We start from the raw sequence: 24,551 nt of genomic DNA, 5'->3' as shown, positions 1-24,551 counted from the left end.
ACTATTGTTTTCTTACTATTGTTTTCTTACTATTGTTTTCTTACTATTGTTTTCTTACTATTGTTTTCTTACTATTGTTTTCTTACTATTGTTTTCTTACTATTGTTTTCTTACTATTGTTTTCTTATGTTTATAATGCGATCGGGGATGTGAATTAACGGCGAAAAATAAAAAAACGATGATATGGATTTTGGGGACACGGTATGTTTTCAGCAATGTAACAGGAGCCGAGCTGGTAAGGCCCTCAATAATTTTAGAAAGTTCGTAACCGGACTTATTGATTTCCCAATAATGCTCTCCATTGAAACGATGAATTGTCTTACGTATTCGCGGCTTCGGTATTGAAAAGTGAAAAACACCAACTTTTGGGATGTGAATAGAATATGGCCAGCGTGTAGCAGCATCGGGCAAAGAGATCACTATATTTTTTTTTGCAACTCGGGCCATTTCGGAAAAAGCATTTAAACTTTTATCAAAAGGTAAGTGCTCAAGCATTTGAAATGCACAAACTACGTCGAATGAACTGTCTTGAAATGGCATATCGAAGACTGAAGCTATATAATCAGGACTTAAATCAGGATCTATATCTAGTGTTTTTACACGAATACCGACCGCACTGGCCGTTGCTTTGAATAATCCTGGTCCAGGACCGATTTCCAGAACATTTTGTGGGTTTAAATTCACTACCTCACTAAGTTGATAAAACATACTCAACCATCGGCGATAATGCATATATTTACTGAATTTATAGTGTGAACTATCAACCTGCTTATGCATCAGACATGACCTTTTAACGAATGAAACATTATCCAAATGATCATCGCGGTATAAGTAATCAACCCAGAAATAGAAAACAAAGCTACAGCCCAGATTTGACTGTTGAACAAAAGAAATCCAACCGCCAGAGCGATTGCCTTGGCTCCGGTACTGAACAATTCATAGACAAATAATCCATGCTGTATTCCCAACACCGGAACAGCTGCAACACTTGGCTTGTTAATAAAATTAAACATAAAGAAGAGCGCCAACCATCTGGCATACTCCCCAGCGGTAACCCACTCCGCACCGAAAACAAAAGCAAACAACCAGGGCCCAAAAGCCACTACCAATGCAAATGGCAAAAATCCCACGCCTGCCAGTACCAGGGTTGCTTTAAGGATCAATCGGAATAAATTTTCTTTGTTATGAGCTGCTTCTGTAATGCGTGGATAGAAAACATCACCAACGGATTTGCCGATAAGTGTGGATGGAACCCCCATAACGGTTTTACCAAGTGCGTAATAACCCGCAGCCGCAGGCCCAAAGAAGCTGGCAAGCATAAGTACGGGAAGGCTTTGTGATATCGCGTTGATCATGACCTGGGGTGCACGAAAGAAAGGAAAATCACGGTGCCTTTTTGCCAATACCTTCAGGCTTGCCGGTTTACGATTCTTATCTTTTTGATCGTTTTGACTCTTGCGAATCCCTATCCATAACATTGCGGCATGCAATGCCTGGCCGACCGTGGCCAACAGAATCAACACAGCACCAACCGGATTAAACCAACCGATACCCGACTTTGCACTGTTAATGATAAATGCCTGCAAAACCGCGACTCTGGCAGTAATGCTGAATTGTTTTTTCCGAATCAACCACTGACGGGCAATTTGCTGACATGCTGCAAACAGCATAAACAAGGGGATCAGCATCACATATGGGGCAATGGACTGCGAATCCAGCAGGGTTAGTAATTTCTCTCCGCCGACGTATAGGGCCATGGCTACGAGTGTCGACACAACAACGGCAATGTAGAGGGATAAACGCGCAATGCCCCGCGCATCGGAATCGTCTTTCGGCAGGACAATGGCAATCGGATACGTCAGCGCGGCAACAGGTACCAAAACGCCTGTCAGAGCAGTGAACACACCTAGCAAACCAAAGGCTTCCGGGCCGTATAAGCGGGTAATAACCGGAGCAAAAGCCATGCCGATGGCCTGAGCCGCTGCGGTACCGCTGGCAACGATGGCAACGTTTCGGGCAAATTTGCTTTTGGTTAAGCGGTGAATAGACGATGTCAAATTGAGCACTTTCGATGGAAACGCAGTACTGCGTCATAGGGACTAATTACTGTGTTTTTAAATATTCCGATTTTGAGTCGGGCAATGACAACCATCTGATATCATACTGATATTTCTATTTTAGACATTTAGAAACTTCGTCAATCTACAGTTATTGTTTCGCATGCGGAATATAACCGCTTTGCATAAGCGAAAGCTCTTATTTTTACCCACTTTTCCGTCACAAGAAACGCCCAAGCCCATATCAACGCTAGATGAATAATCACAAGCCCAAAATGCGAAAACGAAAGATGGCGAATATCAGCCTTCACTGACATATTGCCAAAATTTGGGGTATCAAAAGATATTACGGTCAAGCTCACAAACAGAGATGAAACCACTATGAAAATTCCTAAGCATTTAAATGCTCTTAAATTTCTAGAAAATCCGTATGAGATATTTTCTTTGAATATTAACGGGTATTTTGTCGTATCTCGGGTGTACTCCTTAAGGTAATTTGATGCGGACATGTATAGATCGTCAGCTTCTTCTGGGTTTGCTTTCTCATATTCAGCCGTTGTGGGGGTGAAATTTGGAATAAGTTGCGCCAACTTTTCCTTGTAACGTGATTTAGTGACACTATCGATGGTCTTGTCGCTGTGCCTCAATATGGTAGTAGTCGGGGCTCCACCCCAGCTTTTGAACAATTTGTCCTGAAGGTCATTACCTTTTGCTGACATCTGATTTGCAGCGAAATTGATCACCCCAAAAGCGACAAGGAAAATTACTGTAGAACCTGTCCAAGTTCGCGAAGGCTCAAAGAGAACAAGCAAAGAGATAAATATTGGAAAGACTAAAAATAATGCCGGTTTTACCCTAGCGTTCAAGCTATATGCATCGAAGTATTTCGGTAGTTCACTCATTTTTACGGCAGCCAATTCTTACATTACAGAGTGTATTCAGTTTCAACAGTAAGGCTACCAAAGTAGTTTGGGTAGCTTGTACGCCCTTCATCATCAAGAAAATCTTTCGAGTAATCGCTTTTCGATGAATAGAAATGAATCTTATTATCGACACACTCCATCGTTATATGCCCCGCTCTATTTTGGGTTAATATTTCATATCCGGTATAGTAATTGAGATGACGGGACGGGGCCTCTCCAATAACGATAACCTGGGGATCAAGTTTTTTAAGCCAAGAATTAGGTATTTTTCCTGAACACCTGCCATGGTGTGCAGCAAAAACAACAGTCGTCTTTTCCAGCTTAATTTCATCTACAATATCCTCCATATACGCTGTCTCAAGATCTCCAAGCCATAAAAAACTTGCGCCACCTGAAAGTTTGTAACGAATAACCGCGGAAGTGTTGTTGCAACTTTCACCATCCTCGCATGCTCTCAAAGCTTCCTTAAAATGTTGATTGCTGGTATCAGGCCACAGCACACTAAGTCCAGAACTACCCCTCTCGTCATCCTTAATGTTCATCCATTTTCGGGAACACCCTTTATGAATGTAGAAGGCCTTTTCTCCGTCCCTTAGTTCACAATATCTCTTAAACGAATCCGTAACTTGATTTTTGAGGGCTTGATTCTTTACAACATAAAAGTTATAGATCTGCAAGGCATCATCAAGCCAGTGAATCCCGCCAAAGTGATCTTCATCAGGATGAGTACATATAAATCGCCTAATCCCTTTGTTCCTGCTCTCAACCTTAAGCTCTTGGATGATGTCGTCTCGATTGTCGTCATTAAGATCGCAGTCAATAATGGTAAAGTTGTCACTTCCATGGCGAATATAAAACATATCGCCTGCGCCAACAGCGTAGCTCTTTACAATTGCCATTAGTACCCTCCATGAATGTTAGAAGTAGAGGCGTCGAAAAAAGGATTAAATCTGCCGTAGGCTTATGCAATATTCGCAAAAAAGTGACCACTGGTGCCGATGGTTATTACCTTGAAAACGGGTATCCAGTATTTTCACCTGACAAATCTTAGTAGTCAGGGTCTCCTTACTTACCTTCCCCCACAAAGCCGCCAAGCCGATAAAACCGGCACCACCAGTAACAAGAATTTTCATGATGATCACTTTGGGGGATGGAGAAACAGGATTCAGAATTCAGAATTGAATCTTCAAGCCGGCAATGCACGAAGCACACCGAGAGTGACAGAGGTAAAAGCTGGAAAACTTTTTTAACCGCAGATGAACGCTGATGAACGCGGATCAGGGCAAGGACAATCTGTTGGCCACAGACACAAAACTCCAAGGGGGACAGGCACCAAACCACAACCCTCAACTCAACTTTATCGATTTCCGTTCCTCATTTTGTATATTTCCAAATCCGTCATCGGCGTATCGACGTATGCTGTCCAGGAAACCAATAAAGGAACATGCACTATTCACCGGTTAGCGACTCGACTTTTGCCGCGCCATTCAGGAAAGCTTCCGGGACGTTGTTCATTTGTCGATTAAGACTAGGCAGACAGAGGCAGAAGCTGGAAAATGTTTTATTCAGCCACAGATGAACACAGATGAACGCTGATAAGGGCAAATACAATCTATTGGCCACAGACGCAGGCGGACACAAGCAGACAATGAAGCAAATGCGAATAACCAGTTAAGGGTTAACCCCAAAATCAGATTTTCTTGGTGACTTCGTGGCTTCGTGAGAGATGGTTTTGACCGTTTTCCGTGTTTTCCGTGGACTTCCTTTTTCAGCCACGGATGAACGCGGATGAACGCGGATAAGGGCAAGTACAATCTGTTGGCCGGATGGCGCGACGTGCGTTTCTGGTTTGGAAACTGTAATTTTTTGCCGGATCAAGGAAATCAAGCAGTTGCGCGGAGGCGTAGTGCTTTACGCCGCACAAGCGGATGCGCAGATTGACGCCGAGCTGGTGAAAAAGGGCGGTTTCCGGACAGAAACTAGTCCAGCCGCTCTTTTAATCTCACAACAAGATCCATCCGCTTGTGAAGGATGGCCAGAATCAGTGCTGGTGCGTTAGTTTGTGGTAGACAGAAAATGTAGTGGTGACCTGCGCTTCGTACACGAATACCTGGATAGAGATCATTCCGTTCCCGATAAACTCCCTGCCCTGTCGCAATTTCGGTTGCAGCAACCTCGATCTGCAGCAGGTATTCCCTACGCTGTGAGGTACCCCATTCGCGTTCGGTGTAGCGTGCAATTTTTTGAAGATCGGCAACCGCACCAGTCGTGAGTATATAAGGTTTCGTCATTTTGCAAGATCAGCGCGTATGGTCTGCTCTGCGATGTCGCTGATGCTGCCTTGACTGACTTCTCCACTCTGCGCCTGGGCGACGCGCTCGGCGAGCAACGCTCTGATGTCGTCAAGGCTGTTGTGATCCACCTTTTTTGTCTCGAAAAGGCGCTCAAGCGTAAACTGCTTGATGGTCTTGCCCTCAAGTGCTGCCATAGCTTTCAGTGTTTGATGTTGCTGTTCGGTCATGTCGATGGTCAGTCGGCTCATATCCCTGTCTCCGGCATGTGAAAGTATATGGCCCACATTACCACAAATGTTGCTTTGTGGAAACCTTCAGAGCTCAGGCGATTGACACCGGTTGGCCACAGACCCACACGGACAACAGCGGATAGAGGCAGAAGCTGGAAAACTTTTTTATTCAGCCGCAGATGAACACAGATGGACGCGGATCAGGGCAAATACAATCTGTTGGCCACAGACACAGGCGGACCGAAGAAGACAATGATACAAATGCGAATAACCGGTTTTTAAGGGTTAACCCCTTCAACCGGGCTTCTTTGTGCTCTTCGTGGCTTCGTGAGAGATGGTTTTTTCCGTGTTTTACTGTGTTTTCCGTGGACTTCTTTTTTTAGCCGCAGATGAACGCTGATGAACGCTGATAAGGGCAAATCAAAAGCTTTATTGGCAGGGATGGACAGGATAAAGAAGGATAAGGGCTAAAAAATTTATCTTTGGTTTGAAACCCTGTAGCAATGGTAAAACTTCTTTACCGTCATTCCCGCGCAGGCGGGTGACAACCTTTACAACTCCGGAAAATGTTTAAGCGGTTCCATCTGCTGGTGGAGTATTCTGACAACAAAAATATCGGACTTGCGTTGCCGGTAAAAAATAGCGTGTCGTTGGTGATTCAATCGACGAAGGCCGGCTGCAATATCCGGGCAAGCGTGCCCCAGCTGTGGAGAATCCGACAAGAGACAGAGACACCTTTCCAGATCATCTGTGTACGCATCGGCCTGGTCAGCTCCGAATTTGAGCAGGGTATATTCAAAAATGGCAGCAAAATCCTCTGCCGCGAGCCTGGAAAGCCTATACAAGATGTTTCCGTTTCACCTGTGCGGCGATATCGCTCAGCGACAAATCACTTTCTCCACTTTGTTCTCCCGCTTCGACCGCTTTTCTCAAAGCTGCCGTTTGATTTTCCTGGCGTTCGAGCAGCCGTAAAGCTGAACGCACGACCTCACTCGTTGAGCCGTAGCGCCCGGACTTGATCAACGTCAGAATAAACTCGTCCAGCTGGGATCCAATCGTAACACTCGTTGTTCTTGACATGACAGCACCTCCTGTGTGAACTATTCACACAATTCTACCATCATCAGAGACTGTGTCAACAACGTAGACATCACCCGACAGGGGCGGGAACTTCCCGGGACATTCATTTGTCGATTAACACCAGGCGGACAGAAGCGGATCTAAACCAGGATCCTTTGTCGCGGTGAAAACCTTCAAACATACGCGGTGAGGGTCAAGGTCAAAGGCAAGGCAAAATCTGTTTTTGGGGTTAAACCTTAAAATCTTTCTTGGTGGCCTTGGTGACTTGGTGGCTTCGTGAGAGATGGTTTTTCCGTGTATTTCCGTGTTTTCCGTGGACTGGCGTATGTTAATTTACCGCGTTGAAAGCTTTAAGCTCTAGCCGCTAAAATCCTGTTGCCCGATGATACGCATAATCTCGATGTGATCACTGCGGACCTTATAAAAAACAGAATGCGCTCCGAAAACACTTCTGCGATAGCCTGCACGTATATGGTCAACGGCAGGATAGCTCAGGGGCTTTTCAGCCAGAGTATCAAAATGGTCCATCAGCGCAGTGTAGTAATGATCAGCCTGCTCTACGCCGAATTGTTCAAGGCCAAAAAACCAGATCTGTTCAAGATCTTTATCGGCTGCCGGTGCAAGCTTATAGCAAGTCACGTGCTCCGGCTTTCTTCTTGAATTCGGCCAGACGCTCCTGAACCGAAAGTGTGCTGTACCCCTGCTCTTCTATCGATTTTTCCGCTTCAATCAACAAGGTTCTGATTTTTTCTGTCTGTTCGTTTTCCTTACGCCGTGCCTGACGGATCAAATCGTTTATCGCATCACTGACGCCGGTGTATTCTTTACTGTCTATCTGCGCCTTGATCCATAGGGCATTCGGCTCTGTTAGGCTGACACTCTGGCGGGGCATAACAAACCTCCTTATCTGGTGCATATGTACATCTATTTTGCACCATTTTTACACTTCAGACAAGGAGTGGCTGTTGGGCAGCCGTAAAAATCTGCCGCCGGCTTTTACCTTAATACCTTGAAAACCTGTCTCACGCCCGTTCGCTGTGCTCACTCACCAAAAGTAGGCCCCCTGATCCGAGCCGCAAAGAGGCGAAGAAGGGAAGATCAGAAGCTTTATTGACATGGATGGACAGGATAAAAACGAAGCCGCTGAGAGGGACAGGCAACTTCGGAGCCAGTCCCCATCACCCAAGGCAAACAGGATTAGCAGACCCAGCTGATTTTTACGGTTCAACAATGCTTGCACAGGTGTCTCTTTTGTGCGACAATCTCGCCATGAGATACCAGATCGAGACAACCGAAATCTTCGACAGATGGTTGATGAGACTCAAAGACAAAAACACGATCAGTCGAATCCTTGCTCGCATTTACCGTTTTGAGCAGGGCAATATGAGTGATCACAAAAACATCGCCACGAACCTGTTTGAAGCACGCTTGTTTTTTGGTCCCGGCTATCGAATTTATTACACCATCCGCGACGACGTCATTGTTCTGTTGCTCTGTGGTGGCGATAAGTCCAGCCAGAGCAGAGACATTGAAAAAGCGCGGCAATTACTGGAGGAATGATGACTCTTAAAACCAAGAAATTTGATGCCAGTGAATATCTCGACAGCCCCGAGATGATTCATGAATACCTTCAGGTGATGCTGGAAGAAAACGGCATTGACGGCTTCCAGCGCGCCCTTGGTGATGTTGCCAAAGCGCAGGGAATGACCGAAATCGCTCGTAAAACCAATTTGAGCCGACAAAACTTATACAAAGCCCTGACCCCAGGTAGCGCCCCGAAGTTTGAGACGATTAAAAAAGTGGTAGAGGCCGTTGGCTGTAAAATTCATGTGGTCTGACCGAAAAGAACAACAGCGGACAACGGCAGATGCTGGAACACTTTTTAGTCAGCCACAGATGAACGCTGATGAACACGGATAGAAACGGATCTGAACCAGGACCCTTTGTCACGGTGAAAACCTTTAAACATACGCGGTGAGGGTCAAGGTCAAAGGCAAGGCAATATCTGTTTTTGCCACGGACGCAGGCGGACAGAAGCGGACATGGATCAAATGCTAATAACCGGTCTTTAAGGGTTAACCCCTTCAAACGGGTTTCTCCGTGACTCCGTGACTTCGTGTGAGATGGTTTTTTCCGTGTTGTTCCGTGTGTTCCGTGGACTGACGGATGCTACAATGACTCCCCTTGTCAGAATTCAGAGGCCTGATACAACTGTTGAACGATCCACTGCTGTTGTTCGTTGGTCAGATCCGCTCCCATGGGCAGGCTCATGACCTGCCCTGCGAGTTCTGCCGCAACCGGGGTTGGCCCCCTTTTGCAGCACCCCAGGTAGGCCGGTTGTTGATTCAGCGGGATCGGATAATGCACGGCCGTCGGGATGCCGGCCTCTTTGAGTCGGGTCTGGACGACATCACGCTTGTTTACCATCACGGTATATTGGGCATACACACTGGTGCGATCAAGACGCTGCTGAACCCGCTTGATCCCCATGGCATCCATCAACTCATCGTAATGTGCCCCCAGTAGCAGACGCTGCTCCACCTCCCACTCAAACTGCTCCAGTTTGGCCAGCACCACAGCGCATTGCAGGGTATCCATGCGACCACCGACCCCGATGCGGGTATGAACGTAGCGCCGGCTTTGGCCATGTACCCTGATCTCCCGACAAGCCTGGGCAAGACCACTGTCATTTGTGAAGATCGCACCACCATCGCCGTAACAACCCAACGGTTTACTGGGGAAAAAGCTGGTGCAGCCGATGGTGCTGAGATTGCAACTGGGAACGCCCTTATAAAGAGCACCGAAACTCTGGGCGGCATCTTCTATGACGGGAATCCCCCCGTTACGGGCAGCAATGGCGTTGATCTCATCCATATCGGCGGGTTGCCCATAGAGACTGACCGGGATGATGGCGGTGGTTTTGTCGGTGATGGCCGCTTCGATTTGACGTGTATCGATATTGCCGGTGTCGGGTTCAACATCGATAAACACCGGGGTGGCACCCAGCCGGACAATGATTTCGGCGGTGGCGACAAAGGTGAACGGCGTGGTGATGACTTCATCACCGGGTTGAATCCCCAAAGCCATAAGACTGATCAGCAGAGCCTCGGTGCCGCTGGCAACGGTGATGCAGTGTTTGGCTCCCGTACAGGCGGACAGAGAGTCTTCCAGTTCGGCCACTTCCGGCCCCATGATGTACTGACCATGGTCGAGAACCGCCTGAATGCGAGCTTCAATCTTCGGACGCAGGCGCGCCTGCTGGGCTTTCAGATCGATAAATTGCATGGGGGGACCTTGTTATCTAATGAATATTTATGCCGCAGATGGGCACAGATCATCTGTTGGCCACAGACACAGGCGGACAACTGCAGACAGGGGCAGAAGCTGAAAAACTATGTATTTAGCCGCTGATGAACGCTGATGAACGCAGATAAAGGCAAGGCTAAAACTGTTTTTTGTGTTTAAACCTTAAAATCTTTCTTGGTGGCCTTGGTGACTTGGTGGCCGAAAACAATGGGGTCAAACCTGCTGTTGGCTTTTTGTCGCGGTGACACCCTTAAATTCATCGCTTTTGCCGTTGACTTTACCGTGTCATCTTTGCATTTGACTTTACCGTGTTGAAAGTCCTTAAAGCCTTAAAATCTTTTTGATCACGGTAACACCTTGAAATCTCTCACGGTTGGGTCAAGGTCAAAGGCAAGGCAAAATCTGTTTTTGGGGTTAAACCTTAAAATCTTTCTTGGTGGCCTTGGTGACTTGGTGGCCGAAAACAAAGGGCTTGAGATGATGAAACAGAATTCAGAATTCAGGAGTCAGCATTCAGAATGGTTCATATTCTATATTCTACATTCTGCATTCTGTTTTAAGCCTGCTAAAAACAAGCCTTTTTCAGTGCATCATACGTGACGGTACCGGTTGCGAATTTGGCCGGCAGGGGGCAGTCTTCATCGAGGTCGAGGCAACGCAGGGTACATTCGTAACTCTGACGATAGCGCAATCCGCTTTCCGGACAGACCATCACTCCCTGGTCGTCAGGATTTTTAAGTACATGACCGTGGCGGCTCATCCACCCCTTTTGCCGGGCGGGAACACCGAGCATCAGGGCGTAGTCGGGAACATCGTTGTGCACCACCGCTCCGGCGCCGATAAAGGCGTAGCGACCAATGGTGATACCGCAGACGATGGTGGCGTTGGCTCCGATACTGGACCCGCGCCGCAGCAGGGTTTTTTCATACAGGGCTTTGCGCTGTACCTGGGAGCGGGGATTGGTAACGTTGGTCAGGACGCAGGAGGGGCCAAGAAAGACATCGTCCTCGATCTCCACCCCTTCGTAGATGGAGATATTGTTCTGCACCTTGACGTTGTTACCGATGGTGACCCGTGGCCCGATGACGCAGTTCTGTCCGAAGGAGCAGTTTCTGCCGATACGGGTTTCGGGCAAAACATGACAGAAGTGCCAGATTTTGGTGCCGTTGCCGATGGTGACGTTATCATCGATGTAGGTGGATTGATGAACGAAAAAATCACCCATGATATGAGCCTTTAAGGGGAAAGAGGTTGGAGAGACGCCGCCCGCCGGTTGTTGGCGTCGGGACGGCCTGTCTGAGTTGGTGGACCAGTTCGATGGAGGGGCGGGCCTCTTCGATCCCGAACCCCTGGCCGACAAGAATCTGCTCGTAAACCCGGGTATGCAGGTCGGTAAAACCGTCGGAAAATTCACATTCCACGCCGTCAACCTTGATTGAGCGGAAGGTGCTTTGCCCCTTCTGCACGGCCATCAGGGGCAGATCATGGGCGTCCACCGAGAGAAACCACGTGATGTCGGCCCTCTCCAGTTCGAGCTCTCCGGCCATGGCTCCCGGTTCAAGCAGGGTGACCCGGGAATCACGGACCGGGCCAAAAATCCACAGCAGCATGTCAAAAAAATGCACGCCGATATTGGTGGCTATTCCACCCGACTTTTGTTCATCGCCCTTCCAGGAGGTGAAATACCAGCGTCCGCGTGAGGTGATGTAGCTCAAATCGACGTTGTACCTGGTTCCAGCCGGAGTGGCGGCGACCTTGTCGCGCAAAGCAATGATGGATGGATGCAGGCGCAGCTGAAGGATGTTGTAGACCTTCCGGCCACTTTCGCGCTCCATTTCCGCCAGGGCGTCGAGGTTCCAGGGATTGAGCACCAGGGGTTTTTCGCAGATGGCATCGGCACCGATTCGCAGGGCGAAGCGGATGTGGGCATCGTGCAGGTAGTTGGGGGAACAGATGCTGACATAGTCGATGCGGCTTTCCGGTTCCTGCCGCCGAAGCTTTTCGACATGGCGGTCAAAACGCTCAAACTCGGTAAAAAAAGCGACGTCACGGGAAAAGCTGTCGAGAATACCGACCGAGTCGGACTTGTCAACCGCTGCTACCAGGCGGTTACCGGTATCACGGATGGCTTTTAAATGGCGCGGCGCAATATACCCGGCGGCCCCGATGAGGGCGAAGTTTTTTTTCAGATTCATTGTGTTTCTCGTGATTGGTGAATGAAATATCATCTGTTGGCCACAGACGCAGGCGGACAGAAGCAGATATAGGCAGAAGCTGAAAAACGATCTATTTAGCCACAGATGAACACTGATGAACGCGGATAGAAACGGATCAAAACCAGGGCCCTTTGTCGCGGTGAAAACCTTCAAACATACGCGGCAGGGTCAAGGTCAAAGGCAAGGCAACCACCTTTTTTTGCCACAGACCCACACGGACAGAAGCGGACACTGAAGCAAATGCTAATAACCGGTTTTTAAGGGTTAACCCCAAAATCAGATTTTCTTTGTGCTCTTCGTGGCTTTGTGAGAGATGGTTTTTTCCGTGTTTTTCCGTGTTTTCCGTGGACTACAGGATTCGTCTTTCCTGGTGGTCTTGGTGGCTTGGTGGCTCTGTGTGAGATGGTTGTTTCTGATAACAATGGGTCCTGGGCTTAACACCTTGAAAACTGTCGTTCTGCGTTTTGGATGAACCTGTTAATCTCATCCGGATCCGGGATTTCGCCCTGCTTTAACTGGTAGGTGGAGGTCCCGGCACTGTGTTTGAGCGCAACCTGGCAGGGATCCTTGTCTGAACCGTTCAGCTTGCAGGTCAAGACACACTGGAGTTGCTGATGCTGATGGTTCCGAAACCATTCCAGGACCACTGCCACCGTCTCATCACTCGATCCCAGATCAGCAACAAAGAGCTTGAGCGGGGCTCTGGTCTGATCCTTTACCCTGGTGAGAATCTGCTCGACATTATTTTCCTGATTCAATACCGGAACAATAACACTGACATGGGAGTTGTAATTCATAGTGCGCCTCTGCGTCGTTACGCCGTTTCGTTACGGATACAGGAGAGCAGGCTCAGGACCTTGTTGACTTTGCTGTATTCTTCTTCGGGTATTTCGTAGGTCAGGAAGCGAGCATTGCAGTGGGTGCACTGCCTTGTGCGCTTGACCAGGGCGTTTTCCTGCTCCCGCACGGTACGGGTCTCAAGAACCCTGGTGGTTGTTGTCTGACCGCAGTTGCTACAATAGGCCAACCCCATATTTCAGCCTCCACTGCCTGCTGTATTTATTCAGCGTTTGTTGACATCCGGTGATCCTTTGTCTGCTCCAGAGCGAGACAGGGTTTCCGACCGACATTGGCGCTGGTGAGTTTTTTCCTTACCGCTGTCAAAACATCCATCCGTTCGAGCTTGCTGCTGCCCGCCATGTAGCGCACAAGAAGGATGGGCACTCCCCCCTCCCGGCACTCCCCATGTTCACTACAATTCTGCAGAATTTCTCGACAGGCGGTTTTAACCAGTGTCGATCCTCCGCTGGTCAACCGATGGATCCTGCCCTGCAAATAGCAAAAAACCACATAGACCCCTTCGATATCCATCAGCTCTTCCGGATCCAGATACGGACCATCAAATGCCATTTGATCAATGCGCAGAATCATCGGATTTTCCCGGTGTATCGATGCCACTGGCGACCGTTGAATCGGCCGACAGGGACCTGGTTGTTTGCGGCATGGCTTGAGCGTACTGATCCATGCGTCGATTCAGATCGTCGCACGCGACATACTCATCGGCGGCGATTTCAATGGTATTGAGTTTGCGCATACATGATCGGCAGACATAGGTCCGCTCGAAAAACGGGCGTTTCTGCTGCTCGGCCTGACCGTTAACCGCGACGGTCTCCATCAGGCTTCGTTTGCGACAGTGAGGACAATACAGAACGGTGAGCATGGGGTTACCGCTTTCAGGCGCAAGCAGATATACTGCCTAGGATTTCATCCGCTGAAGACGCTCACGGAGGAGGTCTTTGGCTTGCTCTTCACCACAGAGTTCAGACTGATAGACCAGACGGTTGAAGGTCTGCAGTTGATCACATTGGTGCACCATGTCGGCGTGAACTTCGATGGTATGATAGCTGCGCCCGCAGCGCTGGCAGCGCCGGCGTTGCTGGACAAAAATCCGCTGTTGATTCTCCGCCTGGATAGAAGGTTCCACCGTTGTCATGAGGGTGATGCGGTCACAATGGGGGCAGAATATTCTGTTCAAGAACGTCTCCATGAGCCAGAGGCACAATCATCAAAGAGTCAGGGGCAAGCCCTGACGACGTCAGTCCCGAAGGCGGTAAAACAGATCAGTTGGCAACAACCTCGACACTTCGGGGAAGCAGCGGGACCTGATCGGCGGTCAGGGTCAGCGTATACTCTCCCACCAGGGTGATATTGGCAAAATCATCGGCGACGCGATCAGCCAGTTTCTGTTGAATATTCTCCACAAAAAACCGCACTTGATTATTCGTTTCATCAAACGTAACCAGGTCGCTCAAACCACCACCGTCATTGGTCACACTTTGGGTCGAAATTTCATTGCCTTGTGAATTGGTCGCGGTGACATCGAGGCGTGCCTCGCTAAAATCAATAGATACCCTCTTATCGGCGTAGACGGTCACGTCGACAGCGGAGACCTTGAAGCGGGCGGAACGATCGGAAACACGATCGCGAATCACCAGTTCGAGTTGCTCGTCAAGGTAGCTTTTCTCCTCACCGGTGTTGTTGAACACAACCACCTCCAGGTCAACCCGGGTCACTTCAGCTGCGGTCACGGTAACCCTGCCTGCAACTTCAGTTACATCGGAATTCCCTTGCCACACCACCATCGGCTCCAAGGACAAACGCACGGTTTTCACTGCATCAACAATGGTGTCTTTATGCTCCTCCAGGATCTCCTGCTGTTCTTGTTCCACCGCGGTGCTTAAAGTTTCATCCTCGACCACCATGCCGGCCTCGTTTGTAGGTGCTTCGATTACCTTAGCTACAACGCTATCTGTGACACTGGTAAGAATCTCCTGAATGGCAGCGATGTCTTTATCTTCAACCTTTTCCACTACCTGTGGTGCCTGCAAGATGGCGGCGGGAAGGACGGTTTTCAGGGCAGCGGTGCCCTCGTCAAGGGTGACTGAAGGCTTGGCTATTTCAGTGGCGATGGTTGACATGACCCTGAATTGATCTGTTGAACTGGTGACACCAAAGGTGTCCCGGACGACAGTGAGATTCTGTTCTATCGCTTTGACGGTTGCCAGGACTTGGGGGGAGACCCCTTCGGTGGCGGCATGATCCACATCGAAGGATGTGCCGATCAGTCCTTCCAGTTTGGACCTGACCGACTCTTGTTCCGCGACCGGTGCTAATGCGACGATGGTGGTTATCGGCGTGATATTGGTATTTCCGGTGGTGCTTCGGGATGGTGCCATCATGGGCAAGGCAGGCTTGCCGGTCAGGGTATCGGTTCCTCCAAGACTGACCAGCTGGAAAGGGCCATAATCGGCAGGAACAGCCAGACTGAAATTGCCGAAACGATCGCTCTCGGTCCAGACTTCATCGTCATCACGTAACCGGTTGGCACTTTTATCAGCAAAAACAATGGCCCCATCCACAGGACCCTGGATGATGCGTCCGGCGACGGGGTCTATGTCGACCGGCGATTTGCGTTTACTGCTGCTGCCACAGCCGCTGGTGCCGGCAACAAGGATGACAATCATAAAAAATATCATTAGGTTACGCATGTCACACTCCTTTATGAATAGACAACATGAAGCAGAAATCTTCCAGCCCACTCAATCGATCAGGGATCTTGTTTAAGATATGTCAGAACCTGCGGTAGCCACTGAAGCAAGCGGCTGAGCTGGTCGATGCGGTGGCCATCGCTGCCGAAGCAGAAGTACAGCCCCTGATCAGCGATAGCCGTGGCAACCCGCTGTGCGGTTTTTCCATAAATACCGGCGAAACTGCCGATATTTCCCTGCAGCTTGCAGCCGCAATCGATCAGATCGGCCAGGCTGATCTGATCATAGAGATGGGAAACCATTAATTGATCAGTGCGCAGATGATGGATGGATCGCTTGAACAAACCGGGTGTCCAGTCGGGTGGCAGAGCGACACAGCGTTCGGGATGGGCCAGCAGGGGCGTCAATCCCTTGTTTTTTATGTGTCGTATCGCATCCAGAATGATCTTCGCCGAATGACAGGGGAAGGGTATCTCGAACAGCAGCAGGTCAGTTCCTTCGAGCGGGACAGCCGTGGTGAGATATTCCTCCAGGAATTCGTCGGCATAATACTCCATACCCGCCTTCAACCGCAGACAGATTCCCTCTTTATCCAACAGATCCTGCAGGGCGGCCAGTGAGCTTTCGAGCTGTTGCCTGCTGGTGTCATAGATCCCGCGAATAAGATGGGGCGAACAGTAGACCGTACAAAAACCGGCTGCCACCAGTTCTTTGGCCATGAATACTGATTCATGGATCGACCGGCTGCCGTCATCCAGGCCAGGCAAAAGATGACAATGATAATCGATCATCGTGAAAATCCTTCTTTTGTCGGAACAAACAGTTCTCCGGTTTATCCTGGCGTCAGTGACCCCAGGGCCTGTGATCATGGTCAGCGCTTTCGCACTGCCGAATCGTCGTCATCACCATAGTAGCCACCGTAGTAGCCACCGTAGTAGCCGGCACCGCGTGACTGCTTATCGTTCAGGACGATTCCGGCAACCGGCGTCGGCAGACTCTGGAGCAGGTCTTTCAGCGCTGTGGTTGCCTTGCGTCCCATGCGTCCGACCTCATAAACGATGATGTTGAGGTGTGACAGGCGACTGAGAATAAGGGCATCGGTTACCAGCATTAATGGCGGAGCATCGAGAACAATATGGTCGTAACGTTCGCTTAATCGCGCCAGCAGATCTGTCATCTGGTGCGTTTCCAACAGTTCTGCCGGGTTCGGAACCTTCATTCCGGAGGTCATATATTCAAGCCGAGGAAAGTCGGTTGCTGAAACCGCCACATCGAGGGTGACATCCCCCAGCAACAACTCGGACAAGCCGTCTGAACGTCTGCCTCCGAAAAAGTGATGGAGCGAGGGCTTGCGCAAATCGCAACCCAGCAACAGCACTCTTTTTCCGGCCTGGCTCAGCACCAGGGCCAGATTGGCTGAGATGGTACTCTTGCCTTCATCCATCAGGGCGCTGGTGACCATGATCACTTTTTTATCGATGGCGGCCGGGGAGAGATGAATCGCGGTACGCAGCATGCGAAAGGCTTCCGATGCTGTACGCTTGACCTTGTCATTGGTAATGAGCATCCGGGCAGGCGCGTTGTTCTTTTTTCGCCGCTCACTGGATGTCCCCATAAACGGGATGGTGACGAGCAGCTGGGCACCAAGCAGACGTTTGATCTGTTCGGGGTCCTTGAGACTGTCGTCCATATATTCACGAAAAAATGCGGCGCCGACCCCGGCCATCAGGCCAACGATGATCCCCAGCAGCAGGTTTTTCCTTTTCTGGGGCTTCACTGGCAAGCGAGGCGTGATCGCCGGATCGATGATATCGATATGGCTGATGGTGGAAGCCTGAATAATGCGTGCTTCTTCATGCTTCTGGAGCAGAAAGATGTAGATATCGGCGTTGACCTTGGCCTGACGGGATAACTGGGCCAGGCGGCGCTGGGCGTCCGGCAACTCTTTGAAGCTTTGTTCGTACTGCTGCAATTGCTGGTTGAGGTTGTTTTCCTGCTGATACAGATCGGTCAACAGTCCCCGGTAGGTCGCCAGCAGTTGCTTCTGGGTATCGGCAATACCGCCGCTGATGCTGATCAGGGCGCGATGCTCGCCGGTAAATTCCAGGGAAAGGGCTTGCTTTTGCAGCTCCAGTTCGGCCAGTCGGCCGGCAAGCTGGGCCACCCGTGGTTCTGTGAGCAGCAAGGCCGGTACATAGTTTTCGTTGCGGTTGATGGCGTTCTCGACCGATTCGATGGCCACATTCAACTGACTGCGCCGAACCTGAACAGCGGCAAGATTTTTTTCGATCTCAGCCAGGCGGTCAATGGCGAGGCTGACGCCTGAATCAAGCTCAAGCAGTCCCGATTCACTCTGGTAAAAGGCGAGCTGCTCTTCGGCGCGATTGAGGTCATCACGAATATTGTCAAGCTGGCGGGAGATAAAATCGAGGGATTTGCCGGCTTCTTGCGATTTTCGGCTGACGGTTCGCTCCAGAAAAACCTGGGCAATGGTGTTGACAATCTCTTCGACGCGATGACGATCGGAATCCCGAGAGGACAAGTCGATAATATTGGTATTACGCCCGCGCTGGGACACCGTGAGGTTGCTTCTGATCTGGTCGACGGCAGCATGCTCGGGAATCAGGGCCAGACGCAGGATGCTGCCTGGCTGACCGGAGAATTCACTGATGAGCAGCCTCAGGCTTTCTGTCCGCACCAGGTCGCCGACAACCCCTTCGACCGGGCGAGAGAAGCTTTTGTGGTCGATCAGGTAGCGGTTATCATCCAGCAGGGTCAATTGATAGACCGGCTCTTGTGCGCCGGAAACAAATTCAACGATATTTACCTCAACCGGCAGGCTGTTGCGCTGAACATGCCAGATCAGCTTCAGTCGCCTGACAACTTCCTCGGCAATCGTGCGGGACTTGATAATTTCAATTTCCGATTCGATCGGGCTGGTGGAGCCCAAACCCAGGTCTCCGAGCAGGTCGACCTTGGCTTTTTCACTGCGGACGTACAATGTCGCGTCCGCCTGGTATATCGGTGTCGCCAGAAACGTATAGGCTGCGACAGCGCCGACGATTACGACAAAACAACTCACCAGGATTTTGTAGCGTCGACGCAGTACAAACAGATAATCGGACAGGTGAATCTCTTCCATGTCGGTCGCGTTCGGCGGTTCTGCAGCTGCGGAGTTATTGGTGTCTCTGTGATGATTGAGCGTCATAGGTGAGGTTTTCCCTGGGTTCAGCCGTCAAACGTGACCTGTCGGCGTGACTGCGCGCTGCCGTGTTGGGTCAGGATTGACAGGTTCGACGGTGGTATGCGGATACGGATGGATTAATTGTCGCGCAGATATTTGATGGAGACAAAGGGCTGGAGGATAGCGCTGACCATCTGCAATGAGGGCAGCAGGTCCTGAATGGCCTGGTTCCAGCTGCCAACGGCGCTGCGCGGTACGTAGATAATATCCCCTTCCACCAGCTCGAAGGGCAGAGCCCGACCACTGAGAATCAAATGGTGGTCGACCGTGATGAGTTCACCGCGGGTTGGTGACAATGAGCGAATGATCCGGATTTTGCCGACCTGACCGCGGGTTTCAAAGATTCCGGCCGCCGCCAGGGCCTGGGAAATGTTCAGGCGCCCGCTCGGCATGGCCACCGCCCCGGAACGACTGACTGCACCAAAGACGAAGACATTCTGGTTTTTATCGTCAGGCACGAAGATGGTGTCCCCCCCCTGCAGTTGAATATTCTGATCCAGGGCTCCTTCCTGCAGCAGACGATAAATGTCGACCGGCTGGGTCTGGTTGTTTCTGATCAGCCGGGCACTGCGCAGATTGGCACTGTCAAGGGTTCCTCCGCCCAGCGAAATACCGGCCAGCAGGTTGTGCGGGCGATCGAGATAATGGGTGCCCGGGTTGCGAAACTGCCCGAGTAAATACAAGGGCTGGCTGCGGTGCTCGGCGATTTCAACGATGACCCAGGGATCGACCAGATAACGGGAGAATTGCTCTACCAGCATCTCCTCGATTCTGGTCGTGGTGTTGCCGGCGACATGAACCCGGCCGATCAGCGGTAGGCGCAGATACCCATCGCCGTCAATACGGCTGCCGGTGGCACGTCCGGCAGAAGTGCCGGCAACGGCACCGGGGCTGCTCAATTCGGAACGGCCAGCGACATTGACCAGCAGCACGTCGCCATGATCGATACGGTAATTGTGTGGTTCTGCCTGACGCTGAAGGGGTAACCGCGTTTGGGGTACGGCATGCTGATCTTCCGTTGCCACCGTGACCAATAAGCGTTCCACCACGGCGCTGGTCAGCAAGCGCTCTTCAGGCGCCCCGACCAGCTCGGCATAACTGATACAACCCACCAACATGGCACTGATCATGGTTAACAGCACACTACGGAAAATGTTGTTCATTTACTCATTCCCTGACGACCTGTTCGGTGCGTAGAATATCGAATTCAGGACAAGCTACCGCCCTTTCGAAACGCAATAGCTTTCGATTTTTATCAATTATTCTGGATAGTTGTTAAATCGAGCAGGGCCTATAAAGCGCACCTTCTCATACGAGCCAAACCACCTTCGAGGTTATTCAGCCGACGACCAGGGCCCCGGCCTTGACATTGGCTTTGACGGTTCGGCCGAGCATGGACAAGAGAACCTGTACACGTTCCTGACCGCATCTGGAAACAATCCCCCGGCGCCCGCGTAGTGGCCCCTCGTCAATCAACACCCGATCGCCGGGTTTAAACGGCAGCCGGAATTCTTTGTCGTACTTTTGCTGCTGCTGCTGTTCGAGCTTTTTAAGCCGGTTGATCAACGCGTCGCCCACGGGTTGCGGCTGCGGTCCGAAGGAGACCAGGTTCAGTACGCCGTAAGTACTTCGAACAGGTGCCAGACTCTGATCCTCATCGCTTTGTCTGACAAACAGATATCCGGGAAACCAGGGGGTTTCTTCCGGCTGCCAGTCTCCGTTCCTGTTGATCCATTGCCGGTACCTGGGCAGGTAAACCTGGTAATCCTGACGCAGCAACTGGCAGCAGGCCAGATGTTCCTGTCTGGGCTTGGTTCGCACCAGATACCAGGGAAAAGCCACCCGCGGGAGATCTGCCTCCGCGCCTGAAGGCTTGTTTGAACTGTCCTGGCCATCCGGTTCCAGCATCGCGCTGTCTCTTTTCTGTCGTTTAACGCCCGAATACCATGGTCATGCCGGCGGTCACGACTCCATAATCGCGGGCAAAGGTACTTTGGGTATAACGGTTGTAAAGCAACGGAATATGTCCGTTAAAATGGTTGCGATAATAGCTGCCGCCCAGGGTCAGGGCGATCTGGCGATTCAGTCGCATGACCAGTTCGGCACTCAGGGTATGATTGCTCTGGTAATCATTCAGCCCGCCGTCTCGCTGCAGGAACTGGTAAGCATATCCAACGTGGGCGGCAACCCCGAACAAGGTTTCGTAATACAGATCAATACCGGCTTTGGCATAATGCTCGCGGCGATCGAGATCGGTGTCGAGGTTCTTCAGCAGCGGGCTGCTGGTATCCACCCCGTAATCCTCCAGATTATGCTCCAGGTGCCCTGTAATCCAGGTTGAACCGACTTCGGCAAACAGGGCGATATTAAACCGCTCCCAGCGCCGTCCCGCTCCGCCCCGCAGATACAGGGTTGTATCGTTGCTGTGGCTCAACCCCAGCTGCAGGGGATCCTTTACGGTTCCGTCACGGGCCACCCGGGGCGAACTGTAGATCAGTTCATCGTACTGAATAACGATACGTCCCGGCTCTTCGGTAACCCTGACCCGGTCTGATACCTTACGAGCCAGATAATCAATATCCGGTATTCTTTCCGTCGAAAAGTCCGCTGAGCGATTGTGTCTGACACCGAGAACACTGAACAGATAAGCGGCTGACGCGTCGGGCCGCTGATACAGATTGTGGCGCCGGCTGACACTGAGCTGGTAGTTGTCAACCGATAAATCAGCGAAGGTGACATCAAAGATGCGGTAACTGTATCCCGCCGAAACCATCAACTGATCTGTCAACCCGTAGGAGACCAGCAGTCGTCCCCCTTCAAGGTCGCCCAGGCTGTCACTGCGAACGCGGGAACTGACTGATGCGCTCCGCGCGGCTTTGATGCCCAGGACATCGAGGGTATCGTTCATACCGAGGTAGTCGGCTGAAACCTCAAGCTGTCCTGCGGCCAGGGTCACCCCGGACTGATAGTCACGAACGACAAATACCTGGGCGCATAGGGGACCCGGCACCACCTGAACGAGTGATAATAACATCAGCGACGCAAGTGGTCCTGGCCGTCCTGGCGCGCTTTTGCACAGGAGCTTGACAGAAAAATTAATCAGAGAAAACAAACAGGATATACCCCTCGCGGTCGAGTCTGCAGCCTGGCCACATATTAGACAAAGCCATTCCATAGCAAAAAAGAAAATCGGCTCGCAGCTTACATGGACGTATGCCGGACCAATAAGCAAATGACGAGCCAGGACAATAACTGCCCTTTTTTACTGTCATTTCTCTGTCTGCCGGAGTGATCATCTCCAGAGACGTTCAGAATAAGAGCTCACTGCCGACCTGGGCCTTTCAAAACGGCAGAGACGGCAATAAAGGCCCGTTCACCGTCCAAAGACAGCCAGGATGCTATTGATCGGTTCAGGACGCACTGCGCTTAAGCTGAGTGACGTTGTCGGTCGTCCGGCGCCCGCTTTGCCCTTCAAAAAAACCGCCGGCATCGATAACAAAGGTGTCGGTTGCCGTTTGTCCGTAGAGTTTTCCGGTTTTGTGGATATGAAGCGTACCGCATTCCACGTTGCCATCAATTCGTCCTCCAACCTGCAGGTTCAAGGCTAACACTTCACCATTGACCCTGCCGGACGGTGCAACCAGCACATCGGCATCACATCGAACCTTGCCGTCAATCCTGCCAAAAACAACCAGGGCACCTTTAACGTCAAGCTCCCCGTTGACAATGGAGTTATCACTGACAATGGTTACATCTTTGTTTATATCCTCATAAGCCAGGGGCGAACCCTTGACTGTGCCTTCACCATGACTCTCGTCAGTGGTGCCGTTCTGCTTCGTCAACGAGTCGGACTCAATGTTGGCGGTGCGGGTTCCCGCAGGAGCTTCCTGGCCTTCCTTGGTAAAAAATTTCATCTGACTACCTCCACATTTTGGGTTCGCTTAACAGACAGATCGAACGACAGGTCCGGTATGGTACCTGAGGCTGGGTCTGTTGTTTGCTGGTTGTGAACAAGAATCAAGATCCTCCTGCCGGGGGCAACTGTCAGGGGATCGGTTTGTAAACCAGCTCAGATCGCAATGGCGATCCGATGTCACGCGGCGACCGCCTGGGTCGGCGGTGCTTTCCTGAAAAAACTGCTCCTTCGGCAATATGCAGTTCAGGTGTGTCAATATCGCCAAAGATCTGCGCTGTTTCCTTGATTTCCACGCGCTTTTCGGCATTGATGTTTCCATTTACCTGTCCGGCAATAATTAAATGGCCTACCTGAATATCACCGGTGATATGCCCATTCGTGCCGACTGTCAACTTCCGCCCGTTCAAGATGGTCCCCTGAAAAGCACCATCAACAACGGCTGATGTGCCATAGGAAAGGTCGCCACTAATTTCAACTCCCTCACAAATAAAGACGTCGATCTGCTTACCGGCTGTTTTTTTCTTTTTAAACACGCTGTTCGCCCTCACTAACAGGTTTCATGAAATGTCTAATCCAGTAAATGTTCTTTCATTGTGGATGCTATCTGATCGGCATCATGGTTTGATACCGACAGTAAAAAGGCTCTCAATGCTTCGGCCTTGATCGGTTTCCACAAAAAATAGTGGCTGATCTCCCTGCCATTACGATAAATGTCGTACTCGGTTCGGCCGGTCATCATGACGCGCACCATATCCGGGTATTGCTCACTGATACCACTTAGCAACTCGAAACCATCTATACCCGGCATACACATATCAGCAACGATAACGTCGACAGGTATGATTTTAAGGGCGATCAATGCTCCTTCTGCGCTGTCGGCGTAAGTAAATTTCCATTCGTCCGAAAAAGGATGCAGAATCCTTCTCAGGGAATTCAGAATGGGCTTTTCATCATCAACAAACATAACGGACAACGACATGACTCACTCCATCAATAAGGTTTTTTCCGCTGACAGATCGAATCAGTCGGGTCGCGTTATTGCTGGTAGCCCTATATTCTGTCGGCTGCCGTCCATGCAAGAACCCCGCGCGCATCCCGACATAAATCTTCAAGTAACGGTTCATCTTCTACCGGGCAGATATCCGCAACCGCTATCAGGCCGGCAATACCCAATGAGTCAAGAGCTTCCTCATGGCTCTGTCCGGTGACGATGCTGTAGGCATGAACCATCAATGATGTGTAATCCATTGTTTTTAAACCGTCTGTGCGAATACTCGTCAGGTAGCATCAAGATAAGGGCTGCGACACTCATCAAAGCGAACTCTTAAGGCATTAATAATTTTTTCGATCGTTGAGTAGCGGCATTGATGCCCCCTCTCAATCCGGTCGATGGTCTGAACGGATAAACCGGTCATCCTTGCCAGTTCGGCTTTTCCCACGAGCAACTCTTCTCGCCGCATCTTGACGAGGCTTCCTATTTGTTCATCTCTGGTCATATCGACATCCTTCATTTAGCAACAGCGACAGCAACCTGACAAACCCTGATCACATTTTTATCTGTCTGTTTTTTTAATTTTTTTATAGAGCAAAAAGCGAACCTACTTTGGAATCTGCCCAATGAAATTATATTCCTAAATAATTTCATGGCCTTAGATTTGAGGGCGGGAACAGGAAAGGGATCTGGCGCCAAGGAAAGACGAAAGGAGCAGACTATCTTTTCAATATGAAAGGCACTGT

32 protein-coding genes are annotated in these 24,551 nt (G+C 50.5%); 2 read left to right on the top strand and 30 right to left on the bottom strand.

Features of this window, described 5'->3' with window-relative positions:
- Nucleotides 1-99: 99 nt before the first annotated feature.
- The 11 genes from AC1931_RS14220 to AC1931_RS14170 all read right to left on the bottom strand — a co-directional run bounded on the left by AC1931_RS14220 (nt 100) and on the right by AC1931_RS14170 (nt 7,476).
- A complete protein-coding gene (locus AC1931_RS14220; RefSeq protein ID WP_483877947.1) occupies nt 100-777 on the bottom strand; it encodes a class I SAM-dependent methyltransferase in 678 nt (225 codons plus the stop codon).
- Complete coding sequence (locus tag AC1931_RS14215; RefSeq protein ID WP_483877946.1) at nt 777-2,057, bottom strand: lipopolysaccharide biosynthesis protein; 1,281 nt, start codon at nt 2,055-2,057, stop codon at nt 777-779. Before AC1931_RS14215 ends, AC1931_RS14220 begins: the two co-directional genes overlap by 1 nt.
- Before the next feature lie 140 nt (nt 2,058-2,197).
- The gene (locus AC1931_RS14210; RefSeq protein ID WP_483877945.1) at nt 2,198-2,959 is read right to left on the bottom strand and encodes a hypothetical protein; all 762 of its coding nucleotides are present in this window, start codon (nt 2,957-2,959) and stop codon (nt 2,198-2,200) included.
- 23 nt (nt 2,960-2,982) lie between these two features.
- A complete protein-coding gene (locus tag AC1931_RS14205; RefSeq protein WP_483877944.1) occupies nt 2,983-3,879 on the bottom strand; it encodes a ComEC/Rec2 family competence protein in 897 nt (298 codons plus the stop codon).
- Between the two features lie 45 nt (nt 3,880-3,924).
- Nucleotides 3,925-4,113: a hypothetical protein gene (locus AC1931_RS14200; RefSeq protein ID WP_483877943.1), complete on the bottom strand. Its 189-nt coding sequence runs from the start codon at nt 4,111-4,113 to the stop codon at nt 3,925-3,927.
- Between the two features lie 846 nt (nt 4,114-4,959).
- Nucleotides 4,960-5,271, bottom strand: coding sequence for a type II toxin-antitoxin system RelE/ParE family toxin (locus AC1931_RS14195; RefSeq protein ID WP_483877942.1), 312 nt, complete (start codon nt 5,269-5,271; stop codon nt 4,960-4,962).
- Complete coding sequence (locus tag AC1931_RS14190) at nt 5,268-5,522, bottom strand: hypothetical protein (RefSeq protein WP_483877941.1); 255 nt, start codon at nt 5,520-5,522, stop codon at nt 5,268-5,270. Before AC1931_RS14190 ends, AC1931_RS14195 begins: the two co-directional genes overlap by 4 nt.
- Before the next feature lie 533 nt (nt 5,523-6,055).
- Nucleotides 6,056-6,349 carry a type II toxin-antitoxin system RelE/ParE family toxin gene (locus tag AC1931_RS14185; RefSeq protein WP_483877940.1) on the bottom strand — a complete coding sequence of 98 codons (294 nt, stop codon included), beginning with the start codon at nt 6,347-6,349 and terminating at the stop codon, nt 6,056-6,058.
- Complete coding sequence (locus AC1931_RS14180; protein ID WP_483877939.1) at nt 6,342-6,584, bottom strand: type II toxin-antitoxin system ParD family antitoxin; 243 nt, start codon at nt 6,582-6,584, stop codon at nt 6,342-6,344. Before AC1931_RS14180 ends, AC1931_RS14185 begins: the two co-directional genes overlap by 8 nt.
- A gap of 357 nt (nt 6,585-6,941) precedes the next feature.
- On the bottom strand, nt 6,942-7,223 hold the full coding sequence (locus AC1931_RS14175) for a type II toxin-antitoxin system RelE/ParE family toxin (protein ID WP_483877938.1): 282 nt from the start codon (nt 7,221-7,223) through the stop codon (nt 6,942-6,944).
- Nucleotides 7,210-7,476 (bottom strand): ribbon-helix-helix domain-containing protein, encoded by a 267-nt coding sequence (locus tag AC1931_RS14170; protein ID WP_483877937.1) that lies wholly within the window; start codon nt 7,474-7,476, stop codon nt 7,210-7,212. The genes AC1931_RS14175 and AC1931_RS14170 overlap by 14 nt, the downstream gene beginning before the upstream one ends.
- Before the next feature lie 227 nt (nt 7,477-7,703).
- Here AC1931_RS14170 and AC1931_RS14165 point away from each other — a divergent pair, with 227 nt between their 5' ends.
- Together AC1931_RS14165 and AC1931_RS14160 are read left to right on the top strand one after the other, a co-directional pair.
- The gene (locus tag AC1931_RS14165) at nt 7,704-8,144 is read left to right on the top strand and encodes a type II toxin-antitoxin system RelE/ParE family toxin (protein ID WP_483877936.1); all 441 of its coding nucleotides are present in this window, start codon (nt 7,704-7,706) and stop codon (nt 8,142-8,144) included.
- Nucleotides 8,144-8,422: an addiction module antidote protein gene (locus tag AC1931_RS14160; protein ID WP_483877935.1), complete on the top strand. Its 279-nt coding sequence runs from the start codon at nt 8,144-8,146 to the stop codon at nt 8,420-8,422. The genes AC1931_RS14165 and AC1931_RS14160 overlap by 1 nt, the downstream gene beginning before the upstream one ends.
- Before the next feature lie 349 nt (nt 8,423-8,771).
- Here AC1931_RS14160 and AC1931_RS14155 read toward each other — a convergent pair whose 3' ends face one another.
- The 19 genes from AC1931_RS14155 to AC1931_RS14065 all read right to left on the bottom strand — a co-directional run bounded on the left by AC1931_RS14155 (nt 8,772) and on the right by AC1931_RS14065 (nt 24,310).
- Complete coding sequence (locus AC1931_RS14155; protein ID WP_483877934.1) at nt 8,772-9,869, bottom strand: DegT/DnrJ/EryC1/StrS family aminotransferase; 1,098 nt, start codon at nt 9,867-9,869, stop codon at nt 8,772-8,774.
- A gap of 586 nt (nt 9,870-10,455) precedes the next feature.
- Nucleotides 10,456-11,115 carry an acyltransferase gene (locus AC1931_RS14150; RefSeq protein WP_483877933.1) on the bottom strand — a complete coding sequence of 220 codons (660 nt, stop codon included), beginning with the start codon at nt 11,113-11,115 and terminating at the stop codon, nt 10,456-10,458.
- Nucleotides 11,108-12,085 carry a Gfo/Idh/MocA family oxidoreductase gene (locus tag AC1931_RS14145; protein WP_483877932.1) on the bottom strand — a complete coding sequence of 326 codons (978 nt, stop codon included), beginning with the start codon at nt 12,083-12,085 and terminating at the stop codon, nt 11,108-11,110. Before AC1931_RS14145 ends, AC1931_RS14150 begins: the two co-directional genes overlap by 8 nt.
- Nucleotides 12,086-12,540: 455 nt before the next feature.
- A complete protein-coding gene (locus tag AC1931_RS14140; protein ID WP_483877931.1) occupies nt 12,541-12,903 on the bottom strand; it encodes a glycosyltransferase in 363 nt (120 codons plus the stop codon).
- 17 nt (nt 12,904-12,920) lie between these two features.
- Nucleotides 12,921-13,139: an NrdR family transcriptional regulator gene (locus AC1931_RS14135; RefSeq protein ID WP_483877930.1), complete on the bottom strand. Its 219-nt coding sequence runs from the start codon at nt 13,137-13,139 to the stop codon at nt 12,921-12,923.
- 26 nt (nt 13,140-13,165) lie between these two features.
- Nucleotides 13,166-13,537, bottom strand: coding sequence for a hypothetical protein (locus tag AC1931_RS14130; protein ID WP_483877929.1), 372 nt, complete (start codon nt 13,535-13,537; stop codon nt 13,166-13,168).
- Nucleotides 13,521-13,826: a hypothetical protein gene (locus AC1931_RS14125; RefSeq protein WP_483877928.1), complete on the bottom strand. Its 306-nt coding sequence runs from the start codon at nt 13,824-13,826 to the stop codon at nt 13,521-13,523. The genes AC1931_RS14130 and AC1931_RS14125 overlap by 17 nt, the downstream gene beginning before the upstream one ends.
- Before the next feature lie 36 nt (nt 13,827-13,862).
- Nucleotides 13,863-14,141, bottom strand: coding sequence for a hypothetical protein (locus AC1931_RS14120; protein ID WP_483877927.1), 279 nt, complete (start codon nt 14,139-14,141; stop codon nt 13,863-13,865).
- Between the two features lie 85 nt (nt 14,142-14,226).
- Nucleotides 14,227-15,654: a hypothetical protein gene (locus AC1931_RS14115; protein ID WP_483877926.1), complete on the bottom strand. Its 1,428-nt coding sequence runs from the start codon at nt 15,652-15,654 to the stop codon at nt 14,227-14,229.
- Between the two features lie 59 nt (nt 15,655-15,713).
- On the bottom strand, nt 15,714-16,445 hold the full coding sequence (locus tag AC1931_RS14110) for a tyrosine-protein phosphatase (protein ID WP_483877925.1): 732 nt from the start codon (nt 16,443-16,445) through the stop codon (nt 15,714-15,716).
- 80 nt (nt 16,446-16,525) lie between these two features.
- Complete coding sequence (locus AC1931_RS14105) at nt 16,526-18,862, bottom strand: GumC family protein (protein WP_483877924.1); 2,337 nt, start codon at nt 18,860-18,862, stop codon at nt 16,526-16,528.
- Nucleotides 18,863-18,975: 113 nt separating this feature from the next.
- Complete coding sequence (locus AC1931_RS14100; RefSeq protein ID WP_483877923.1) at nt 18,976-20,061, bottom strand: polysaccharide biosynthesis/export family protein; 1,086 nt, start codon at nt 20,059-20,061, stop codon at nt 18,976-18,978.
- A gap of 175 nt (nt 20,062-20,236) precedes the next feature.
- A complete protein-coding gene (nusG, locus tag AC1931_RS14095) occupies nt 20,237-20,806 on the bottom strand; it encodes a transcription termination/antitermination protein NusG (RefSeq protein WP_483877922.1) in 570 nt (189 codons plus the stop codon).
- A 22-nt stretch (nt 20,807-20,828) separates the two neighbouring features.
- Entirely contained in the window at nt 20,829-21,932 is a 1,104-nt protein-coding gene (locus AC1931_RS14090) for a hypothetical protein (protein WP_483877921.1), read from the bottom strand.
- 376 nt (nt 21,933-22,308) lie between these two features.
- Nucleotides 22,309-22,812 (bottom strand): bactofilin family protein, encoded by a 504-nt coding sequence (locus AC1931_RS14085; protein WP_483877920.1) that lies wholly within the window; start codon nt 22,810-22,812, stop codon nt 22,309-22,311.
- 130 nt (nt 22,813-22,942) lie between these two features.
- Nucleotides 22,943-23,347, bottom strand: coding sequence for a bactofilin family protein (locus tag AC1931_RS14080; protein WP_483877919.1), 405 nt, complete (start codon nt 23,345-23,347; stop codon nt 22,943-22,945).
- A gap of 35 nt (nt 23,348-23,382) precedes the next feature.
- Nucleotides 23,383-23,793, bottom strand: coding sequence for a response regulator (locus tag AC1931_RS14075; protein ID WP_483877918.1), 411 nt, complete (start codon nt 23,791-23,793; stop codon nt 23,383-23,385).
- Nucleotides 23,794-23,864: 71 nt separating this feature from the next.
- Nucleotides 23,865-24,062, bottom strand: a complete 198-nt coding sequence (locus AC1931_RS14070) for a hypothetical protein (RefSeq protein WP_483877917.1) — start codon at nt 24,060-24,062, stop codon at nt 23,865-23,867.
- A 29-nt stretch (nt 24,063-24,091) separates the two neighbouring features.
- A complete protein-coding gene (locus tag AC1931_RS14065; protein ID WP_483877916.1) occupies nt 24,092-24,310 on the bottom strand; it encodes a helix-turn-helix domain-containing protein in 219 nt (72 codons plus the stop codon).
- Between the last annotated feature and the right edge of the window lie 241 nt (nt 24,311-24,551).

The organism is Pelovirga sp. C15f, from assembly GCF_057178085.1.
This window is presented reverse-complemented; position numbering and strand designations above follow the sequence as displayed.

Excerpts from the sequence above, each read along its gene's own strand:
- AC1931_RS14220 (WP_483877947.1), bottom strand. The coding sequence starts at position 777 with ATGCATAAGCAGGTTGATAGTTCACACTATAAATTCAGTAAATATATG.
- AC1931_RS14210 (WP_483877945.1), bottom strand. The coding sequence starts at position 2,959 with ATGAGTGAACTACCGAAATACTTCGATGCATATAGCTTGAACGCTAGG.
- AC1931_RS14205 (WP_483877944.1), bottom strand. The coding sequence starts at position 3,879 with ATGGCAATTGTAAAGAGCTACGCTGTTGGCGCAGGCGATATGTTTTAT.
- AC1931_RS14200 (WP_483877943.1), bottom strand. The coding sequence starts at position 4,113 with ATGAAAATTCTTGTTACTGGTGGTGCCGGTTTTATCGGCTTGGCGGCT.
- AC1931_RS14195 (WP_483877942.1), bottom strand. The coding sequence starts at position 5,271 with ATGACGAAACCTTATATACTCACGACTGGTGCGGTTGCCGATCTTCAA.
- AC1931_RS14190 (WP_483877941.1), bottom strand. The coding sequence starts at position 5,522 with ATGAGCCGACTGACCATCGACATGACCGAACAGCAACATCAAACACTG.
- AC1931_RS14180 (WP_483877939.1), bottom strand. The coding sequence starts at position 6,584 with ATGTCAAGAACAACGAGTGTTACGATTGGATCCCAGCTGGACGAGTTT.
- AC1931_RS14170 (WP_483877937.1), bottom strand. The coding sequence starts at position 7,476 with ATGCCCCGCCAGAGTGTCAGCCTAACAGAGCCGAATGCCCTATGGATC.
- AC1931_RS14165 (WP_483877936.1), top strand. The coding sequence starts at position 7,704 with ATGGACAGGATAAAAACGAAGCCGCTGAGAGGGACAGGCAACTTCGGA.
- AC1931_RS14160 (WP_483877935.1), top strand. The coding sequence starts at position 8,144 with ATGACTCTTAAAACCAAGAAATTTGATGCCAGTGAATATCTCGACAGC.
- AC1931_RS14155 (WP_483877934.1), bottom strand. The coding sequence starts at position 9,869 with ATGCAATTTATCGATCTGAAAGCCCAGCAGGCGCGCCTGCGTCCGAAG.
- AC1931_RS14150 (WP_483877933.1), bottom strand. The coding sequence starts at position 11,115 with ATGGGTGATTTTTTCGTTCATCAATCCACCTACATCGATGATAACGTC.
- AC1931_RS14145 (WP_483877932.1), bottom strand. The coding sequence starts at position 12,085 with ATGAATCTGAAAAAAAACTTCGCCCTCATCGGGGCCGCCGGGTATATT.
- AC1931_RS14140 (WP_483877931.1), bottom strand. The coding sequence starts at position 12,903 with ATGAATTACAACTCCCATGTCAGTGTTATTGTTCCGGTATTGAATCAG.
- AC1931_RS14135 (WP_483877930.1), bottom strand. The coding sequence starts at position 13,139 with ATGGGGTTGGCCTATTGTAGCAACTGCGGTCAGACAACAACCACCAGG.
- AC1931_RS14130 (WP_483877929.1), bottom strand. The coding sequence starts at position 13,537 with ATGATTCTGCGCATTGATCAAATGGCATTTGATGGTCCGTATCTGGAT.
- AC1931_RS14125 (WP_483877928.1), bottom strand. The coding sequence starts at position 13,826 with ATGCTCACCGTTCTGTATTGTCCTCACTGTCGCAAACGAAGCCTGATG.
- AC1931_RS14115 (WP_483877926.1), bottom strand. The coding sequence starts at position 15,654 with ATGCGTAACCTAATGATATTTTTTATGATTGTCATCCTTGTTGCCGGC.
- AC1931_RS14110 (WP_483877925.1), bottom strand. The coding sequence starts at position 16,445 with ATGATCGATTATCATTGTCATCTTTTGCCTGGCCTGGATGACGGCAGC.
- AC1931_RS14105 (WP_483877924.1), bottom strand. The coding sequence starts at position 18,862 with ATGACGCTCAATCATCACAGAGACACCAATAACTCCGCAGCTGCAGAA.
- AC1931_RS14100 (WP_483877923.1), bottom strand. The coding sequence starts at position 20,061 with ATGAACAACATTTTCCGTAGTGTGCTGTTAACCATGATCAGTGCCATG.
- nusG (WP_483877922.1), bottom strand. The coding sequence starts at position 20,806 with ATGCTGGAACCGGATGGCCAGGACAGTTCAAACAAGCCTTCAGGCGCG.
- AC1931_RS14090 (WP_483877921.1), bottom strand. The coding sequence starts at position 21,932 with ATGTTATTATCACTCGTTCAGGTGGTGCCGGGTCCCCTATGCGCCCAG.
- AC1931_RS14085 (WP_483877920.1), bottom strand. The coding sequence starts at position 22,812 with ATGAAATTTTTTACCAAGGAAGGCCAGGAAGCTCCTGCGGGAACCCGC.
- AC1931_RS14075 (WP_483877918.1), bottom strand. The coding sequence starts at position 23,793 with ATGTCGTTGTCCGTTATGTTTGTTGATGATGAAAAGCCCATTCTGAAT.
- AC1931_RS14070 (WP_483877917.1), bottom strand. The coding sequence starts at position 24,062 with ATGGATTACACATCATTGATGGTTCATGCCTACAGCATCGTCACCGGA.
- AC1931_RS14065 (WP_483877916.1), bottom strand. The coding sequence starts at position 24,310 with ATGACCAGAGATGAACAAATAGGAAGCCTCGTCAAGATGCGGCGAGAA.